The organism is Martinezella sp. CNPSo 3890 (assembly GCF_057784455.1).
Map to the genome: position 1 here is coordinate 30900 of NZ_JBXSOR010000029.1, position 14942 is coordinate 45841.

A 14942-nucleotide genomic window follows, 5' to 3' on the forward strand; every position below is an offset into this window, starting at 1 on the left:
CACAATTTCTTTATTCCGTCGTCGAGCGTCGATAGTGGCTGGGCGGCAGCGCGTTATATTTCGACCAGACGCGCCGCATATGCCGCGGCGAGGCAAAACCGGATTTTTCCGCCACGCGCTCCATATTCAGCCGCGAATTGGCAAGTACGTCGCGCGCCAGCGTCACGCGCATCAGATTGACATAGGCCGTCACCGACAGGCCGGCATGCTCCTGAAACAGTCGCGAAATATGCCGTGCGCTCATTGCGCCGATGCCGGCAAGCTCGGCAAGCGACCAGCCGTGGGCCGGATCGGCCATGATCGCATCCTGAACGCGATGGATGGCGGGGTGGATGTGGTTACGGCCGCTGAGCCATGGCGAGAGCTGCGGCTCGCTGCCGGTCCTGCGCATATAGACGACCATGTGCCGGGCAATGGTCAGAGCCGTCATCGGTGAAGTCAGCTTGGAGGCGAGATGCAGCATCAGATCGGTGCCTGTGGTGATGCCGGCGCTAGAATAGCGATCGCGGTCTTCGACGTAGAGCCGGTTGTCGAGAACCCTGGCCGTCGGAGCGAATTCCCTGACTTCGTCGAGACAGGCGGCATGTGTGGTGCAGGCATAGCCGTCCATCAGCCCGGCGCGGGCGGCGAGCACGGCTCCGGAGCAGATGGTGACGAGGGTGATGCCCGGACGGATCGCACTTTTCAGCCACGCCGCGAGCGTGGCTAGCTCCGGCTCTATATCCTCGGCATCGTCGGGCGGCGTGACGCTGCCGGACAGGATGACATAGGCGCTATCAGGAATGTGATCCGGCAACGGCCTGAGATCGGCAAGCGTCAGCCCGACCGAAGTCGTCTGTGACGGCTGGGCAGCGATGAACTGATAGTCGAACAGGACGTCGTCCTGTTCGATATTGGCGCGGCGCAAAACCTCCACCGGCCCGGCCACGTCCATCAGCAGCGTATAGGGCGGCAGAAGCACGTAGACAGGAATGATCCGCCGATGGAGGCGCTGGTCGCTTTGGGTCATGCGGCATTCAGGATCGTTGCATCGGCGAGCGCCTCTTCGACCGTTGCGATACGGGCGAAACGGCCCGATAGCACCAGTTCGCTGCGCTTCTTGATATCGTCGACGCTGAAGACCGTGCCCGAGGCATGCGTCATCGGGAAGGTCAGCGTCGCCTCGGTGACATAGTCGACCTCATAGCCGAGATCGGAGGCGTGCCGGGTCGTCGTCTCGCAGCATTGCTCGGTGCGGATACCCGAGACGATCACCTTGCGGATGCCGTTTGCCACCAGCCAGACATCGAGACCGGAGCCGACGAGTGCCGAGTGGCGGCGTTTGTGGAAGACGGCATCGGCCTCCAGCGAGATCTCATCGAGCTTGCGCACATAGCCGCTCTTCAGGCTGAAATGCGCGTCGCTGTCCTCGACATGGAAGATCTGGACGACGGGAATGCCTTTCGCCTTGGCGCCATTGATCAGCGCCTGCAGGCGGTCGGTAAAGACCGGCAGGTCGTCCGTTCTCCAGTAGGGACGCTGGCGAAAGGATTCCTGGACATCGATGACGAGCAGTGCGGTATCCGCATGGGACATTTTCGTATCTCCTGTGCTTGAAGGATAGCCGAGATTAGGCGTCGCTTGAAAGCTTCGAAAGCCATCTGGCAGACAGAAAAGGGACAAATACGGACATGGTGAGATGGTCCTTATGTCCTCGGGTTCGCGCCTGCGGGCCGTCTCGGGCGTTGCGCCTTCGGCAGGGGCCGAATAAGATTGGCGTCGATTTCGTTCAGAGCGGAATGCCCCGTTTCGCTTTACCCCACCGTGTTCACAAAGGATCCCGCCGGAAAGCCCGTGTTGCGATCATCGCCATGCGGCCGTCTGCTTCGGGACAATGCTTCAGGAGAGAGATCATGCTGCGCTTCGGAATTCTGTCGACGGCCAAAATCGGCCGCGATCTGGTCGTGCCCGCCATTCAGGATGCGGAAAACTGCGTTGTGACGGCAATTGCCAGCCGCGATCTCGGTCGCGCCCGGCAGATGGCAGACCGCTTCTCCGTGCCGCATGCCTTCGGCTCCTATGAGGAGATGCTTGCCTCCGATACGATCGACGCCGTCTATATTCCCTTGCCCACATCGCAGCATGTCGAATGGACGATCAAGGCTGCCGATGCCGGCAAGCATGTGCTGTGCGAAAAGCCGATCGCGCTCAAGGCGGATGAGATCGACAGCCTGATCGCCGCCCGTGATCGCAACAAGGTGCTGGTAACGGAAGCCTATATGGTCACCTATGCGCCGGTCTGGAGGAAGGTTCGCTCGCTGCTTGCCGATGGCGCGATCGGCCGCCTGCGTCATATCCAGGGCGCCTTCACCTATTTCAACCGTGATGCCGGCAACATGCGCAATATCCCGGCGCTCGGCGGCGGCGGCCTGCCCGATATCGGCGTCTATCCGACGATCAGCACCCGTTTCGTCACCGGCCGCGAACCCCTGCGCATCCAGGCGGTGACCGAGCGCGATCCGGAATTCGGCACCGACATCTATTCCAGCGTCAAGGCAGACTTCGGCGACTTCGAGCTCACCTTCTACATCTCGACACAGATGGCCAACCGTCAGGTCATGGTCTTCCACGGCACGGAAGGCTTCATCGAGGTGAAGTCGCCTTTCAATGCCGACCGTTACGGCGCGGAAGAGCTGGAACTAACCAATCGCGGCCATTCGGAATCGCAGATTTTCCGTTTCCCAGACAGCCGCCAGTACAGGCGCGAGGCTGAGGCCTTCGCCTCTGCTGCGCTTGGTCAAGGCGCAGAGGTCGTGTCGCTGGAAAGTTCGAAACTCAACCAGAAGGTCATCGACGCCATCTACCGCGCCAGCGAGAAGGATGGCTGGGAGCCGGTCTGAGGGTGTTCCTTATTTTCTGGCGCAATTCCGGGCGGAAAACCGCTGCACACTTTCCGGGAATTGCTTCAGGGACTTTGCCGGTGGCGGAAGACGAAGCGTGAATAGCCGAAGAAGCTGAACGCCGTTGCCGCCGCTGATGCCAGGGTCAGCGCAATGATCGGTCTTAATGACGGCTCGGTCATCAGCAAAGAGCTGAAAAGGGCGTAGTTCAGCAGGGCCGAAGTCAACCCGACCGAACCGTAGCGGAAGCCCTCCGCCGCAAGCGAGCGGTCGGACCGGCCGAAGGTGAAGTTGCGGTTGAGCACCCAGGTGGCAAGCAGCGCGCTGGGGATAGATATGGCGCGGCCGACGAAGGGGCCGAAAGGTGTGAACCACAGCAGCAGATGCAGCACGCCCGCATCGACGATGAAGCCGACACCGCCGGCGATCAGGAAGCGAAAGAGCTTCTTCATGCAGCCTTGGCCCTTTTCTTCCGGCTTGCCGGTTTGTCGATCTCAGCCATGTAAACCGTCCTGTCATTGCCGCTTTCGCGCGAGGAAGGCTTCGGCAGGCTCATATAGTGGATGCGCAGCTGTTCGGCGCGGGCGCGTGCCACGGAATCGAGGATGATACCGGCCGTAAACAGCATGAAGGCGATCATTGTCAGTGCCAGGGAGAGCATCCAACTCGGCATGCGCAATACCTGCCCGGTTTCGAAATACTCGATGAAGACCGGGATGGAGAAGCCGATGCTGAGTTCCATGGCAATGGCGCTCAGGATGCCAAAGAAGGCAAAAGGCCGCGTTTCCTTCATCAGCATGGCGAACATCCAGAGAATCTTGCCACCGTCGCGGAAAGTGGAAAGCTTCGAATGCGAGCCTTCCGGCCGCCGGCCGTAATCGAGTTCCAGCTCGCTCACGGGCAGCTTCAGCCTGGAGGCATGAACCGACATTTCCGTTTCGATCTCGAAACCGCCCGACACGGCAGGAAAGCTCTTGACGAAGCGACGCGAAAAACAGCGGTAGCCGGAAAATATATCCGTGAAATCGGCACCGAATATGGTGCGATAGAGCCAGTTGAAAATGCGGTTGCCGAAGGCGTGTCCCTGCCTGCCTGCATCATTATGCACGTTGCGCCGCGTACCGACGACCATATCCGATCCCTCGGTCAGCAGCGTGCGGATCAGCTCTTCTCCGTCCTCGGGCGCATAGGTTCCGTCGCCGTCGGCCATCAGATAGATGTCGGCTTCGATATCGGCGAACATGCGGCGCACCACATGTCCCTTGCCCTGCCGACGCTCGCGCACGACGGTTGCGCCGGCGAGCATGGCATGCAGCGCGGTGCCGTCAGTCGAATTATTGTCGTAGACATAGATCGCGGCCTGCGGCAGTGCCTTGCGGAAGCCGCGCACGATCTCGCCGATCGTTGCGGCTTCGTTGTAGCAGGGCAGGAGGACAGCGATGTTCAGCTTCTCATTCCACATGGTCTTGGCCGGTTGCTGCGTGTGAAGTCAAGTCGAGGCCCGATTGACGATCCGGACGAGAGCTTATCCCGCTGGCTGTTAATAAGACCCTATGGCTGCGAAATAAAAAAGGCGGGGTACCGGCGTTGTGAAAAACATTCTCGTGATGAAAGCGGCTGAAGGCAGCAGCTTTACTTTTTTTTGATCGGCAACCGTTAGCGTTTCGCCCCGACTATCCTTTCAATATGGGGTTCACCGAGATGGCGCAAACGCTGGCAATGCCGCCCGAGGCAGCCGGAACGGCAGAGAAGAAGGCGCCCATGCGCTGGTCTCATCCTGCTTTCGCTGCGCTCGTCTATGCCGCCATTGTCATCGTCGCGCAGCTCATCATTCATCGCAACCTCACGGACTATGTCGGGCCGGATAATGACGACGCCATGCGTCTTGTCGAAGTGCGCGATTTTCTCGCAGGCCAGGGCTGGTTCGACATGATGCAGTACCGTCTCGGCCTTGCGGGCGGGACGTTGATGCATTGGTCGCGCTTCATCGATCTGCCGATTGCAAGCCTCATCCTCTTCTTCCGGATCTTCCTTTCACCGGAAAGCGCCGAGGCGGCGGCATTAACCGTCTGGCCGCTGATGCTCGTCCTACCGCTGATGTTCTTCATGGGTCTTGCGGGCAGGCGGATCGCCGGTCTGCAGGGCATGCACTTTTCGCTGATCCTGACGGCACTCTTCGTCCTGCTCTCGCCGCGCTTCGTGCCGGGCTCCATCGATCACGATAATGTCCAGCTCGGCCTCGTCGCGCTTACTGTCGCAATGCTGGTCGACGAAAGTTACAGGCCTCGCAACTTTGCAATCGCTGCCATCGCCCTTGCCGTTCAGCTCGGTATCGGCGCAGAGACGACGCCCTTTGTCGCCATCGCCTGCATGTCTGTTGCCTGTTTGTGGGCTTGGAAAGGCGAGATATTCGCACCCGCTGCAAAAGCTTTTGCGCTGACGTTGACGGTTGCCGTCAGCGCCGCCTTCTTTTCGCTGGTGCCGCCGCGCCTTTATTCGATGGTTACCTGCGACAATCTCTCGCTTGGCTTTTACGGCATCACCAGCGCCGGCTGCGTCGGGCTTCTCCTGTCGTCCCTTTTTGCCAGCCGTCTCTCCCGCCCCTGGCGCATTGCAATTCTCGCGGTCAACGGCGCATTTGTGTTTGCGACGACCGCAGCACTTGCACCGCAATGCCTGCGCAATCCGCTTGCCGATCTGGATCCCATGCTGGTGGATTTCTGGCTCAGCAGGGTGACCGAGGCGCAGTCGATCTTTTCCGTCGCTCACAGGCAGCCCGATACGCTCGGCGCCTTCTATGCGACGGGTCTCCTGGCGATGCTCATTTGCTCGGTTCGTATCCTGCGGGGCAACCGCGCGAGCCTCCATGCAATGCTGATGGCTCTAATCGCGATCAATTGGATGATTACGCTGGTGCAGGTGCGCGGCGCAGAATTTGCCAACCTTTTGGCGATACCGCCATTGGCGTTGGCGATCGCCGAGCTGCGCAAAGACTACATGGCCGATACCAGAAATCTTCGTTCCGTTCTGCTTTACGCAGCGACGATATTGGCTTCCGTTCCGGCCGTTTGGGCCGTGGGCGGTGCACTTGCGAGCAAGGGGATCGTCAACGGCTTTACAGTCGCGGCACCGGCCAAAGCAGAGGAGGCTGCCAATTGTGCCTCCAGGCAGGCCCTGGCACCGATTGCGGGTCTCGAGCCGGGCGTCGTCGCGGCCGCCTCCAATATGGGAGCGCCGCTTCTGCGCTTCACGCCGCACCGTACCCTTTCCGGTCCCTATCATCGCGATCCCGACGGGATGCTGGCCGAGCTGCATATCGGTCTTGCAGAGCCGCAACGGGCGGAAGCGCTTCTGCATGAGGCAAAGGTGACGATTGTCGCCTTCTGTAAGGGGGATCCCCAGGTGGAGTTAGTGAGTGAGCGGGCGCCGAAGGGGCTTTATGCGCAGCTGACTGCCGGGCATATCCCGGTCTATCTGGAGCCGATTGCGGCGCCGGCGGAATCGGATGTGCGGTTCTTCCGCGTCAAGCCGCAGGATTGATTTGGAGCGTTTCAGCTCCTCTTGGATTCTTTGAATCACTCCGCGTCACTTAAATTGGCGAAATCGCCAGACACTTCCTGACGTTGCTTTTAAGCGCGGCGATGCTCCACCATGTCGATGGTGACGAGGTAGCCGATGAAGCCGAGATTGTAGCCGCCGAGCGTGATGAACAGCGTCGTCAGCGGCGGCGGAACGATCGATGTGGCGACGGCGGCCATGAAAGCGATGCTCACGAGTGCCACGCCGAGCAGCGCGCCGATCGTCGAGCGCTGCAGGCCGGCGGCAATTCCGATGATCGTGGCGGTCGCGAATATCATCGCTCCATATCCTCTTTACCAAGAATCAGTTTGCACAGGTTTACGCGCAGATGGCTAAGAAAGCCTTTGTCAGCAGGGTTAACGCTTGATGAAGCAATAGGCTCCGCGCCCTTTGTGAGACATGCAAGGAGGCGGAAGCATCTCAAGTATGCGCACAATCCCGTCTTTCGATCGATTCGGACTTAAGCGGTATGAAGCAGGCTCCGAATTTACCGCGACATCGGGTAGAAGGGGGACATGAGCAGCTTTTTTGAGAATGATTCGCCTTCGAACCTGACGGAATACTCCGTCTCGGAACTATCCGGATCGATCAAGCGCACGGTCGAGAATGCGTTCGACCAGGTGCGTGTGCGCGGGGAAATCTCCGGCTATCGTGGGCCGCATTCCTCGGGCCATGCCTACTTCTCGCTGAAGGATGATCGCGCGCGTATCGATGCGGTGATCTGGAAAGGCACATTTTCCAAGCTGAAATTCCGCCCTGAAGAGGGAATGGAGGTCATTGCAACAGGCAAGGTGACGACCTTCCCTGGATCGTCGAAATACCAGATCGTCATCGAGACCCTGGAACCCGCCGGCGCCGGTGCCCTGATGGCGCTTTTGGAGGAACGCAAGCGCAAGCTTGCTGCCGAAGGCCTGTTCGATCCCGAGCGCAAGCGCCGGCTGCCTTTCATGCCCAAGGTGATCGGGGTGGTCACGTCGCCGACTGGCGCCGTCATCCGCGATATCCTCCATCGCATCTCCGATCGCTTCCCCGTACATGTGCTGGTCTGGCCGGTGAAGGTACAGGGAGAGGGCTCCGGCGACGAAGTGGCGAACGCCATACGCGGCTTCAACGAATTTGCGCCCGGTGGCCTCATCCCGCGCCCCGATGTGCTGATCGTCGCGCGCGGCGGCGGCAGCCTCGAGGATCTCTGGAGTTTTAACGATGAGGCTGTGGTCCGCGCGGCTGCCGCGAGCGAGATCCCATTGATCTCGGCCGTCGGCCACGAGACAGACTGGACCTTGATCGACTATGCCGCCGACGTGCGCGCCCCGACGCCGACGGGTGCTGCCGAAATGGCCGTTCCGGTCAAAGCCGAGCTCGAAGCCCAGCTGGCGAGCCTCGCAGCCCGGTTGCAGGGGGGAATGACGAGGCAGATGGATCAACGCCGGCAGGCTGTGCGTGCGCTGTTGCGCGCTTTGCCTTCCCTCGACCAGATCCTGGCTCTGCCCCGCCGCCGCTTCGATGAGGCCGCCGCCGGCCTTGGCCGCGGATTGGAGCTGAACACGCTGAACAAACGCCGTTCCTTCGAACGCACGGCCTCGCACCTCCGACCCGATATACTGTCGAACAGGATCGCCGAGCGCCGCCAGCAATTGGGCGAACGGATGACCCGCGCGGAGCGGACCATTGAGCGCATGCTCGACCGGTCCCGCGCTCGCATCGAACGCGCCGATGCCGTCTTCGCTACGTTGCCATCGCGCCTTGAGGCACAGACGGGGCGGGCTCGCGATCGCCTCGGCAATCTCGTCCGTCATGCCGATACGGCCATCCGCCATCAGCTGACCCGAGCGCGCAGCGAACTCACGGCGCAGGAGCGCATTCTGCAGTCGCTTTCCTACAAGAATGTCTTGAAGCGCGGATACGCTGTCGTGCGCGACGAGGATGATCGCCCGGTTTCGCTGGCCGCGGCCCTTTCGACGGGTGCCGCGATTTCGATCGAGTTTGCTGATGGCCGCATCGGGGCCGTCACCGGCGATGATGCCTCCCCACCGTCTTCATCCACGCCGCCATCAGGCACTGCGCCTTCGAAGAAGCGTGCCACCAAACCGGCGGAGCCTGCCGTTCCGCCAAAGCAGGGAAGCCTCTTCTGATGCGCATCCTGCTGGTGCTGGCTCATCCGCTGGAGGATAGTTTTGCCGCCGCCGTGGCAAAGCTCGCGCAGGAGACGCTCGTCGCCGGCGGGCACGAGGTCGATCTGCTCGATCTCTATCGCGAGGGCTTCGACCCGCGTCTGTCCGAGGCCGAGCGGCGCGGCTATTTCGATCAGCCTTACGATGTCTCAGGTGTCAGCGATATCGTCGCGCGACTGCGAGCGGCGGAGGGACTGATCCTCGTCTTTCCGCAATGGTGGTTCAATTTCCCGGCGATCCTCAAGGGTTTCTTCGATCGCGCCTTTGCGCCCGGCGTCGCCTTCACCCATGATCCGGCCGGTGGGCGCATCGTGCCTGAACTGACCAATATCCGCCTGTTCTGGGCGCTGACGACGACCGGTTCGCCCTGGTGGATCGTGCATCTCTACATGGGCAATCCGGTGCGGCGCCTGCTGAAGCGCGGCATCGCCGCCTTCTGCGCCAAGCGGCTCAATTTCCGCATGCTGGCGCTGCATGACATGGACCGCGTCACCGAAGCTCGGCGCAAGGCGCATCTCGACCGCGTCAGGAAAGCGCTGGCGACGATCTGATCCTACGATTCAGCCAAAAAAATGCCGCGGCAGGGATACCGCGGCATGATCGCATTCGAACGTCTGAGCTTTGGTTATGCCCATTCGCCCTTGCGCATGACCGGCACGCGCGAGCCATCGGCATTGATGCCGTCGATATCGACCTTATCGGAGCCGATCATCCAGTCGATGTGAATTAGGCTGGAATTGCCGCCCTGCGCCTTGATCTGCTCCTGGCTGAGCTTGGCGCCGTCGATGAAGCACTTGGAATAGCACTGGCCGAGCGCGATGTGGCAGGAGGCGTTTTCGTCGAAGAGCGTGTTGTAGAACAGGATGCCGCTCGCCGAAATCGGTGAGGAATGCGGCACCAGCGCCACTTCGCCGAGCCGGCGGGCGCCTTCGTCGGTGTCGAGCACCTTGTTCAGCACTTCCTCGCCACGCGTCGCCTTGGCCTCGATGATCCGACCGCCTTCGAAGCGCACCTGGATATTGTCGATCAGCGTGCCCTGATGCGACAGCGGCTTCGTCGACGAGACATGGCCTTCGACACGCAGCGCATGCGGCGTGGTGAAGACCTCTTCCGTCGGAATATTCGGGTTGCAGGTGATGCCGTTCTTGGCGGTGGAAGCGCCGCCATGCCATTCATGGCCATCCGCCAGACCGACAGTCAAGTCGGTGCCCGGTCCCTGGAAGTGCAGAGCGGAAAAACGCTGGCCGTTCATCCAGGCCGAGCGCTTGTGCAGATTGGCATTGTGCTCCGTCCAAGCCGCGATCGGATCTTCGACATCGACGCGCGAGGCAGAGAAGATCGCCTTGGCAAGTTTTGCGACCGCGATCGCCTCCGGATCATTCGGGAAGACCAGCTTCGCCCAGGAGGGATTCGGGTAGGAGACGATGTTCCAGTTGGTATCGAAATTCGAGATCTTTTCCAGCGCCGGCTTATAGGCGGCCGAATTGGCGCGGTTGGCACGCGCCACCTTGTTCGGGTCCTGATTGGACAGGAGCATCGGGTTGTCACCGGCAATGGCGAGGCGTGCTGTGTTGTTGGAGAAGGCCTTGGCCATGCCCTCGTAAAGCCACGTCGCGGCCCGGTCGAAGCTCGCGTCCTGGCCGTATTCGTAGCGGGCGAGCGTCGTCTCTTCGTCGGAATAGAAGGTGGAGACGAGACCGGCGCCGGCCGTATAGGCTTCGCGTGTGATCAGCCGAACCAGTGGCATTGCCGCGACCGGCGCTGTTATTAGCAGATCCTGGCCCGCCTGTAGCTGCAACCCGACCCTTACGGCTACTTCCGCAAGCTTCTCCAGCTTGGCGTGATCGACGGGATGATGGTTGGGGATGGCTGATGTCATGGCAAAACCTGCGTGCTTGCTATCGAAAGATGGCCCAAAGACTTAGACCTGTTTGCGGCGAAATTGAAGGCGCTATGTCCGATCTTGAAGATCGTCAGGCGATCAGAGGCACAGCCTTGGCCTTGAGAGCGCTCAAGGCATCCTGCGGACTGAGGCGCACCTGCAGCCCGCGCTGGCCGCCGTTGATATAGACGTAGGCTTCGGTCATCGCCTGCGCCTCGATCGCCGTCGGCACGATCTTCTTCTGGCCGAAGGGGCTGATGCCGCCGACATGATAGCCCGTCAGACGCTCGGCATCGGCGGGCTTCATCATGGCCGCCGATTTGCCGCCGAAGGCTGCGGCGAGCTTCTTCATGCTGACTTCGTGATCCGAGGGCACGACGATGCACACCGGCTTCCCATCCACTTCGGCCATCAAGGTCTTCAATACCCGATGCGGCTCTTCGCCCAGCGCCTCCGCCGCCTGCAGGCCGACACGCTCCGCATTCGGATCGTAGTCATAGGCATGCACGGTGAAGGCGACTTTCGCCTGGGTCAGCACTTGGGTGGCGCGCGTGGTTTTTGACATTGCTCGCCTCTAGGCCGCCTTGCCGAATGCAGCCGCATAAATATCCGGCTTGAAGCCGATGAGCAATTTGCCGTCCGCTTCCAGCACCGGACGCTTGATCATCGAGGGCTGTGCCAACATCAGCTGAATGGCCTTGTCCTTCGAAAGATCGGCGCGGTCCGTTTCCGGCAAGGCCTTGAAGGTGGTGCCGGCCCGGTTGAGCACGACTTCCCATCCCGCTTCCTTCGTCCAGCGCTCCAGATGTTCCCTGTCGATGCCGACGGCCTTGTAGTCGTGGAAGTCATAGGCAATGCCGTGGCTTTCGAGCCAGGTCCGGGCCTTCTTCATCGTGTCGCAGTTCTTGATGCCGTAAATGGTGATCGTCATGGCGAATCCGTCTTTTGCTGTCCGATAGCGCATAGCATGCGGATAAAGGCGGATGAAAGCCGCTCGGATGGGGAAGCGGTTCTCTCACCCATTGCAGGTGCCAGCGATAATCGCATAAATATGCAGCATGCATATTTATGGGTCGGATGCATGGCGACGGACAAGGAAATATTGCGGCTGGAAAACCTCTTTGGCGCTATGAGCCTTGCTCTGGTGGACAAGATGGAGAAGGCTTTCGCCGATGAAACCGGCCTCGGCCCGAGCGCCATTGCCGCACTCGTTCAAATCGGCATCGAGCCGGGCCTGACGATCGAGAGCCTACGGCGGATGATCGCGCTCTCTCATTCCGCCACGGTGCGCCTGGTCGATCAGCTGGTGGCGTCCGGCCTCGTACTGCGGGGCGGCGGCGTCGAGGGAGACAAGCGAGCCCGCGCGCTGCAGCTGACAGAAAAAGGCCACTTGCTCTTTGATAGAAGTCTCTCCGCCCGCCAAACTGTCATCCACCGGGCTTTTGGCGTTCTCAGCCCGGAGGAGACGGCCGAGTTCGGCCGCTTGGTCGAAAAGCTGCTGCCCGCCTTGGTCGATCTCGGCGATGACCAGGATGTGGTTTGCCGCGTGTGCGATCAAGGCGTTTGCGACCAGGATCGCTGCCCGATTGCCTTCATGACGTAGGCCCGGAACAGCGTCTTGACATTTTCATTATATATATGCACACTGCATACATATATTTTGAAAAGCGATGATTGTCGCCTTCTCTGACCTGAACATTGCCTGCATCAACTCGATCGGAGGCATGATCGCGATGGAAAATCGTTCAATTCTTGCCCGGCTAACGAATATAGTGCGCGCGTTCATTGCCGGCGCGCCGTATCACATTCGCCATTTCGGTACGCTTCTGCGGGAATCAGCGGCGATCGCTTTCATCATGCGCTGCAAGGTGATCGATCGCCGCTAAAGGAAATCAATCCTCAAGTGTTCCCGGTTTGCGGGCGACGGAGCTTGGTCTGTCCGAACCGATCTTCATCAGATCGCCGCGCCGTCGCACCAGCCGGTCCGAAACACGGGTGACGATCAGACCCGCTTGCGGCGCGCGGATATCGATGGCGCCGTCCGGCATGCCCGGCGCGGTGATGATCGTCGCCAGCAGATCACCTTCTTCAACGCGCTCGCCGATATTGCGATGGAAGAGCACCGTGCCGGCCTGTGGTGCGCGGATCATTTCGACATTGTCGAGCGGCACGGCCGGTCCGCTAAAGGAGGTGCCGGGCGCGACGCTGTCGTCCTGTACCGCGCCGCGCGCCGCCAGGAAGCGCCAGAGCCCTTCGGCATCGTTCTTTGCCATTTCGGGATAGACATCGCGGGTGCCGCGCAATTCCACCGTGACTGAAAGCTTGCCCGGCAGCCTTGCCTTCTTCTCCCCCGGCACTTCGTATTTCCAGGCGAAGCTGACGGCCTCCTCGAAGGCCGAGCTTTCACCGTCCGACAGCAGCACCGCATCCATCTTGAGCGCCGCGGCAAGATCGGCGGCTTCAGGCCAAAATGCCTCGTCAATATAGGCATATTGCAGGGATTCGTCATCGCAATGCAGGTCGATCACCAGATCGGCACCGAGCGCCATATGGATCAGCTGACGTTTCAGCCGATCGACGGCGGAATAGCGTTCCAGATTTTCGATCAGGAGATCGCGGTCGCGAAGCGAGATCAGCGGAAAGTCGCGGTTGAAGTTGGTGCGCGAGCCCAAGTCGAAGCGCCCTTGCATCTCGCCGAAATGCGATTGCGCCGCGCCGATCGGATTGGCATGCGGCACCACGATGATATCGCTTAGAATGGCGCCTTCGGCTTCCGCTTTCCGAAGCCGCTCGCAGAGGAAATGCACCGAGGCCGTGCCCGGCAACTCGCCGGCATGCAATGCGGCCTGAATATAGATCTTCGGCGCGTCTGCCTTGCTGCCGGCAAAATGCAGGACCGGCAGCCGCCAGGCGATCCCCGGAGTATCGCCTTCGATGACGATTTCGGTGACGTTCATGGGCGGGCCTCCTGCTGATGATGATCAGAGACCCATATCAAGCCTTAAAGGGAGCCTGCAACCGTTTGTCTCCACATGCCAAAATCAGGATCGGGGACAAACAGCGCCAAAAAAGCTTTCAGCGGCTGCCATTCCTGCGCAGGCAGAAGCTCAGGATCAGGCTGAGCAGCACTGCGCCGACACCGAAGGAGAACGGTGCTGCATAACCGAGATGATCCGCGAACAGGCCGGCGATAGGGCCGGTGCTCCCAAGCGACACGTCGAGGAAGATCGAATAGAGCCCGAGCGCGACGCCACGGTTCTGCGGCGGGATACGTTCCATGGCCTCATTGCCGAGCGCGGGGAAGACGGGCGCAAAGCCGGCGCCGGCGAGAGCCGCGCCGATGATGGCGACTGTCGGCGATGGCGCGAAGGCAAGCGCCGCCAGGCCGATGATCTCGATGACAAGCGAGATGCGCACCAGCGGCAGACCGCCGAAGCGGGCGACGGCTTGCGCAAGACCCAGGCGCACGCCCATGAAGGCAAGGCCAAAGGCGCTGAGTGCAAAGGAGGCGCCTTCCCAGCTACGGCTATGGAAGAACAGCGCGACGAAGGCCATGACGACGCCGAAGCCGCTCGAGGCAAGCGCAAGTGCGACGCCGTACGGTGTAACGCGGCTCAGCACCTGGCCGGTGCCGATGCCCTTTTCCTTTACGCCCGGAACGGGCGGCCGCGTTTGAGCCAGCATGAAGCCGGCAACCGCAAGGATGATGGTGACGACGCCAATGGCGAAGAAGTCATATTGCCCTTGCAGCCAAGCGCCCATCGGGGCGGCGAGCGCAATGCCGCCGTAAGTGGCGATGCCGTTCCAGGAGATGATGCGCACGGTTTCACGCGATCCCATCAGGCCGATCGCCCAGGTGATCGCCGCCGTGCTCACCCAGCTCTCACCAATGCCGAGCGCCAGCCGCCCCGCAAGCAGAAGGGCAAGACTTGCTGCCGGGACTTGGATCGTAAAGGTGGAAGCGATGGTGAGTGCACCCGACAGACCGTAGGCAAGGAAGCCCAGAAAGACCGAGCGGCGGGGTCCATATTGATCGCAGAGCCGCCCGACATGGGCGCGGCTGACGATGGTTGCGACATATTGCGTGCTGACGGCGATGCCGGCCCAGACGACGCCGAAGCCGAGGCTGCTGTCGACATAGGTCGGCAACACTGCAAGCGGCAATCCGATGGCAAGGTAGCCGAAGAATGTCAGCGCCACGATCGATATGAGGGACAGGGTCGAAGTGGACCGGATGGTCTGGGAAGCAGTGTTCACGGGATATCGCCTGTGGGCACCGGCAGCGGTGTCCATGCTGTTTGCCACGAAGGATCGGGTTCGTATCGGATAGCCATGACGGCGGCAGCCTGAGAGCTGTACGTCGCCATATGCAACCGGTATCAGGCAGGAGCAGGCATGGTCAACGAATTGCTGCCTTGCAGCAAAAACCAT

16 protein-coding genes are annotated in these 14942 nt (G+C 60.9%); 6 read left to right on the top strand and 10 right to left on the bottom strand.

What is annotated here, in order from left to right:
- Nucleotides 1–10 precede the first annotated feature (10 nt).
- The gene (locus AC13RC_RS33050; protein ID WP_488559686.1) at nt 11–1009 is read right to left on the bottom strand and encodes a GlxA family transcriptional regulator; all 999 of its coding nucleotides are present in this window, start codon (nt 1007–1009) and stop codon (nt 11–13) included.
- Entirely contained in the window at nt 1006–1575 is a 570-nt protein-coding gene (locus AC13RC_RS33055) for an isochorismatase family protein (protein ID WP_113351404.1), read from the bottom strand. The genes AC13RC_RS33050 and AC13RC_RS33055 overlap by 4 nt, the downstream gene beginning before the upstream one ends.
- A 317-nt stretch (nt 1576–1892) precedes the next feature.
- Here AC13RC_RS33055 and AC13RC_RS33060 point away from each other — a divergent pair, with 317 nt between their 5' ends.
- Nucleotides 1893–2879, top strand: coding sequence for a Gfo/Idh/MocA family protein (locus AC13RC_RS33060; protein ID WP_488493751.1), 987 nt, complete (start codon nt 1893–1895; stop codon nt 2877–2879).
- A 65-nt stretch (nt 2880–2944) separates the two neighbouring features.
- Here the strand turns inward: AC13RC_RS33060 and AC13RC_RS33065 are convergent, their stop codons facing one another.
- Nucleotides 2945–3331, bottom strand: a complete 387-nt coding sequence (locus tag AC13RC_RS33065) for a GtrA family protein (protein ID WP_488559687.1) — start codon at nt 3329–3331, stop codon at nt 2945–2947.
- The gene (locus AC13RC_RS33070) at nt 3328–4341 is read right to left on the bottom strand and encodes a glycosyltransferase (protein WP_488559688.1); all 1014 of its coding nucleotides are present in this window, start codon (nt 4339–4341) and stop codon (nt 3328–3330) included. The genes AC13RC_RS33065 and AC13RC_RS33070 overlap by 4 nt, the downstream gene beginning before the upstream one ends.
- A gap of 239 nt (nt 4342–4580) precedes the next feature.
- Here AC13RC_RS33070 and AC13RC_RS33075 point away from each other — a divergent pair, with 239 nt between their 5' ends.
- Nucleotides 4581–6419 (top strand): hypothetical protein, encoded by a 1839-nt coding sequence (locus AC13RC_RS33075; RefSeq protein ID WP_488559689.1) that lies wholly within the window; start codon nt 4581–4583, stop codon nt 6417–6419.
- An 89-nt stretch (nt 6420–6508) separates the two neighbouring features.
- Here the strand turns inward: AC13RC_RS33075 and AC13RC_RS33080 are convergent, their stop codons facing one another.
- Nucleotides 6509–6736, bottom strand: a complete 228-nt coding sequence (locus AC13RC_RS33080; RefSeq protein WP_488559690.1) for a homogentisate export protein — start codon at nt 6734–6736, stop codon at nt 6509–6511.
- Nucleotides 6737–6973: 237 nt separating this feature from the next.
- Here AC13RC_RS33080 and xseA point away from each other — a divergent pair, with 237 nt between their 5' ends.
- Together xseA and AC13RC_RS33090 are read left to right on the top strand one after the other, a co-directional pair.
- A complete protein-coding gene (gene xseA / locus AC13RC_RS33085; protein WP_488559691.1) occupies nt 6974–8590 on the top strand; it encodes an exodeoxyribonuclease VII large subunit in 1617 nt (538 codons plus the stop codon).
- Nucleotides 8590–9180 carry an NAD(P)H-dependent oxidoreductase gene (locus tag AC13RC_RS33090; protein ID WP_488559692.1) on the top strand — a complete coding sequence of 197 codons (591 nt, stop codon included), beginning with the start codon at nt 8590–8592 and terminating at the stop codon, nt 9178–9180. Before xseA ends, AC13RC_RS33090 begins: the two co-directional genes overlap by 1 nt.
- A 74-nt stretch (nt 9181–9254) precedes the next feature.
- Here AC13RC_RS33090 and AC13RC_RS33095 read toward each other — a convergent pair whose 3' ends face one another.
- The 3 genes from AC13RC_RS33095 to AC13RC_RS33105 form a co-directional block, all read right to left on the bottom strand.
- The gene (locus AC13RC_RS33095; protein ID WP_488559693.1) at nt 9255–10508 is read right to left on the bottom strand and encodes an aminopeptidase; all 1254 of its coding nucleotides are present in this window, start codon (nt 10506–10508) and stop codon (nt 9255–9257) included.
- Between the two features lie 94 nt (nt 10509–10602).
- The gene (gene ybaK, locus AC13RC_RS33100) at nt 10603–11076 is read right to left on the bottom strand and encodes a Cys-tRNA(Pro) deacylase (protein ID WP_488559694.1); all 474 of its coding nucleotides are present in this window, start codon (nt 11074–11076) and stop codon (nt 10603–10605) included.
- A gap of 9 nt (nt 11077–11085) precedes the next feature.
- Nucleotides 11086–11442: an ArsC family reductase gene (locus AC13RC_RS33105; RefSeq protein WP_145323446.1), complete on the bottom strand. Its 357-nt coding sequence runs from the start codon at nt 11440–11442 to the stop codon at nt 11086–11088.
- Between the two features lie 150 nt (nt 11443–11592).
- Here AC13RC_RS33105 and AC13RC_RS33110 point away from each other — a divergent pair, with 150 nt between their 5' ends.
- Together AC13RC_RS33110 and AC13RC_RS33115 are read left to right on the top strand one after the other, a co-directional pair.
- A complete protein-coding gene (locus AC13RC_RS33110; RefSeq protein WP_488559695.1) occupies nt 11593–12114 on the top strand; it encodes a MarR family winged helix-turn-helix transcriptional regulator in 522 nt (173 codons plus the stop codon).
- A 121-nt stretch (nt 12115–12235) separates the two neighbouring features.
- The gene (locus AC13RC_RS33115) at nt 12236–12397 is read left to right on the top strand and encodes a hypothetical protein (protein WP_488559696.1); all 162 of its coding nucleotides are present in this window, start codon (nt 12236–12238) and stop codon (nt 12395–12397) included.
- A gap of 6 nt (nt 12398–12403) precedes the next feature.
- Here the strand turns inward: AC13RC_RS33115 and AC13RC_RS33120 are convergent, their stop codons facing one another.
- Together AC13RC_RS33120 and AC13RC_RS33125 are read right to left on the bottom strand one after the other, a co-directional pair.
- The gene (locus AC13RC_RS33120; protein WP_488559697.1) at nt 12404–13468 is read right to left on the bottom strand and encodes a peptidase M14; all 1065 of its coding nucleotides are present in this window, start codon (nt 13466–13468) and stop codon (nt 12404–12406) included.
- A gap of 118 nt (nt 13469–13586) precedes the next feature.
- Nucleotides 13587–14768, bottom strand: a complete 1182-nt coding sequence (locus AC13RC_RS33125; RefSeq protein WP_488559698.1) for an MFS transporter — start codon at nt 14766–14768, stop codon at nt 13587–13589.
- Between the last annotated feature and the right edge of the window lie 174 nt (nt 14769–14942).